Here is a 2,701-nt window from a genome sequence, read left to right on the forward strand (position 1 = left end):
GCTGGTGATGGTGCCCATCCAGGAACCGCGGCGCCAAGGCGCTCGGTTCCCGCCTCAACAACCTAAGGAGCAAGACCCCATGCCTCACCTGCCGATCGAAGCTGACCCCCTGACCATCGCCTACGTCGCCATGGGCGTCGAAAGCGCGCTGCTCCAAATCCGCGCCGACAGCAAACCGTACGACTTGGACCAGTGGAATGGGGAAATCGGGTTTGTCTCCGAAGTGGTTTCGCACGCCGCTTTGCTTGACCAGCTGGTCGAAGGGCGCGAGCTGTCGGGCGTGTTCCCGTATGAGGTCGCCGAGCCGTTCGGCGAGCAGTTCGCGCTGGCGCTGTATGCCGGGACCGCTCAGCCCGCAGAGCACTACGCGCGGAAGCTGATCGCGGAGATGGAGCACAGCGAGATCACCAGCTGATCGAGCCAATCCACGGACGGAGCGATTCAGCGCTCCGTCTCGCCACCGAATAGCAAAGGAGCAGAGCACCATGGCGATCAACGTTTGGCATCCCAGTCAGCACAGCAAGACCACCGTGGCGACCCACGACGCGGCCGAGGCACGGGACATCTTCTGCCGGCGCTATGGCTATGTCGATCATGCGGACTACTGCCAGCGCAACGCGCTGATCGAGTCCAACCTCCACACCGAGCTGGTCGGTCAGCCTACCCGGCCGGCAGCTTCCGCATGAGCGCGGCCAGCGACCGGACCCGGTGCATCGAGGCCGCTCGCGATCTTCTCGATCGCGAGTGCGGGCGACTTGGCTTGGAGCCACTGGATAGCGAGCAGGTGGAAGCGCTCGACGATCCCGCACAGTGCTTCGCGATGCTCGATGACATGGAGGCACGCGTTGGCCTGAACGTGGCCAAGGCGCGGCGCCGGCTCGATGTGGCACATGGCAATCCGTCACGCTAGAAGGCACGCCGGGCAGGGGCTTCCCGGCAACCGGGCAGCGCCTGCCCAGGACAGGGAGCCCCGACCAGGTTCGGGGCTCTCCTGCGTCGATACGTCTCTCGCTGGCCAGGTTGGCCAGCTGCGAGCCAACGACGCGCCTGTGGGCGCCCTGGGTGGATTCGGTCGCACACGCTCCCTACTCCCCCACCGGCAGCCGCTACGCAGCCCCCGGCGGCTCCCCCTGCCGCCTCTGCAGATGCCTGCCGCGTCAAGGGCCGGTGCGGAGGCCCGTGTCCTCGCTGCGCTGCGGGCCGCTCCAGCCTCCGCGCCTGCAGCCTTCGACTGCCCCCTGACGCCGGCACCTGCGCCGGCTCTTTCTGCTCCCGTTCGGAAGCTGGCAGCGGCCTTAGGGCCGCTTCGCTTCCGCCCTCACGCAACCAAGGAGCTAGACCGATGACCGACGCAACCACGACCGCACCGACATACATGCCGCACAACCGCGAGTTCGAGCGCCGTGAGGCGAAAACGCTCGTCAACCTGATCCTCGATCGCGGACTGACCATCAGCGTCTATGACGGGGGGGACTGGCCCTTGAAGCGCAGCACCAGCAGCGCTGAGGTACTGGCCGCGATGGGATCGACCGATAGCGACACGCTGCGCCTTCGCGACGCCAACGGCGACGTGGTGGCGAACTTCGTCCTGGTCTACGGCAACAGCCCCGGCGACTTGATCTGCGACCACTCCGCCAACGACCTGGCCGAGAGCATCTGGTCCGCGTGGTCTGCCGCGCATCCCATCGACTGATCCCGACCAACGATGCCGGCGGACGTCGCCGGCATCGCAACCACCGAACACCGTTACCCGGAGTGCCCGACCCGTGATGATCGCAGAGCTGCTGGTGAACAAGCCGATGTGGCAGATCGAGGCCACCGCCAAGTCCATCAAGCCGTACGACGCTGGAGGCTTCACGGGTGTGACCGTGTACAGCTTCAGCGACGGCTCTTTCCTTGAGGTCTGCCGCTTCGGTAGCCGGCAGTCCTTCCTCGCCAATGGCTGGGCATCCCTGAAGCGGATCCCGACGCCTGAGGAGCGCCAACAGGCGATCGCCGCGATGCCTGCCTAACCAGGTCCGGCGCCGCGCCCACCTGGGCGCGGCGGGGCGCTAGGATCGCGCCCATGAAAGGCGATCCCCGTAACACGGCCATGACCGCGCCGGCACTGTGCGACGCGTGCGGTCGGTCCTGCATCACGCTCGATCAAACGGGGATCGTTTGTTACCACTGCGGCCTCGGGTGCTTCATGCACCGCCGCTTCTGGCAGCGGCTGCAGTGCCCCGACTGTTCTGGCGTAGACGCGACCTGGTGCGCGACATGCAAGGGCGCCGGCATGCTTGCCGAACCGAAGCGCGACGACGACCTCGACGTCGCGGATTTGCTCCGCGCATGGGAAGACGCGATCACGCGGGCAGAAGAATCTGGCCGCGCGGATTCGCCGGCCATCGAGGGACTACGCGCGTCCCTTGCAGCGATGCGCCAGTGACGACCTCCCGATCGCGACGCGATCGAGCGCATGCGGCCGCATCGAGCGGTCTTTGCGCGGCGGCCAGCTCCCGCTGGTCACCAACGGGCAGCCCCGGCCTCGAACCCGGTCCGCCCGTGCACGGCCGCGCGGCGCACGGCCATGCGATGCCGGCGGCGGCGCCGCCGATCACGCCCTCCCCCCGGCTGCTGCCGGGCGTCCTGCGGTAGACAGGGGCACCGGCCGCGCCCTGCAGGCTTGCCGCTACCTCCTGCCGCGATACAGACCAGGCGC

At 67.7% G+C, this 2,701-nt stretch carries 6 protein-coding genes; all 6 read left to right on the forward strand.

What is annotated here, in order from left to right; genetic code table 11:
• Nucleotides 1-415, forward strand: a 415-nt coding sequence (locus C693_RS0112140) for a hypothetical protein (RefSeq protein WP_206740658.1), incomplete at its 5' end; no start/stop codon positions are given.
• Nucleotides 416-485: 70 nt separating this feature from the next.
• Nucleotides 486-686 carry a hypothetical protein gene (locus tag C693_RS0112145; RefSeq protein ID WP_017462550.1) on the forward strand — a complete coding sequence of 67 codons (201 nt, stop codon included), beginning with the start codon at nt 486-488 and terminating at the stop codon, nt 684-686.
• Nucleotides 683-910 carry a hypothetical protein gene (locus C693_RS0112150; RefSeq protein ID WP_017462551.1) on the forward strand — a complete coding sequence of 76 codons (228 nt, stop codon included), beginning with the start codon at nt 683-685 and terminating at the stop codon, nt 908-910. The genes C693_RS0112145 and C693_RS0112150 overlap by 4 nt, the downstream gene beginning before the upstream one ends.
• Nucleotides 911-1,342: 432 nt before the next feature.
• Nucleotides 1,343-1,693, forward strand: coding sequence for a hypothetical protein (locus C693_RS0112155; RefSeq protein ID WP_017462552.1), 351 nt, complete (start codon nt 1,343-1,345; stop codon nt 1,691-1,693).
• 76 nt (nt 1,694-1,769) lie between these two features.
• Nucleotides 1,770-2,012, forward strand: coding sequence for a hypothetical protein (locus tag C693_RS0112160; protein ID WP_017462553.1), 243 nt, complete (start codon nt 1,770-1,772; stop codon nt 2,010-2,012).
• Nucleotides 2,013-2,065: 53 nt separating this feature from the next.
• The gene (locus tag C693_RS0112165) at nt 2,066-2,428 is read left to right on the forward strand and encodes a hypothetical protein (RefSeq protein WP_017462554.1); all 363 of its coding nucleotides are present in this window, start codon (nt 2,066-2,068) and stop codon (nt 2,426-2,428) included.
• Nucleotides 2,429-2,701 lie beyond the last annotated feature (273 nt).

The sequence above is a fragment of the Dyella ginsengisoli LA-4 genome (genome assembly GCF_000334915.1).
GTDB classification, from domain to species: Bacteria; Pseudomonadota; Gammaproteobacteria; order Xanthomonadales; family Rhodanobacteraceae; genus Dyella_A; species Dyella_A ginsengisoli_A.

Bases quoted from the DNA above. Each gene is read 5' to 3' on its own strand.
- C693_RS0112165 (WP_017462554.1), top strand. From the start codon at position 2,066: ATGAAAGGCGATCCCCGTAACACGGCCATGACCGCGCCGGCACTGTGC.
- C693_RS0112155 (WP_017462552.1), top strand. From the start codon at position 1,343: ATGACCGACGCAACCACGACCGCACCGACATACATGCCGCACAACCGC.
- C693_RS0112160 (WP_017462553.1), top strand. From the start codon at position 1,770: ATGATCGCAGAGCTGCTGGTGAACAAGCCGATGTGGCAGATCGAGGCC.
- C693_RS0112150 (WP_017462551.1), top strand. From the start codon at position 683: ATGAGCGCGGCCAGCGACCGGACCCGGTGCATCGAGGCCGCTCGCGAT.
- C693_RS0112145 (WP_017462550.1), top strand. From the start codon at position 486: ATGGCGATCAACGTTTGGCATCCCAGTCAGCACAGCAAGACCACCGTG.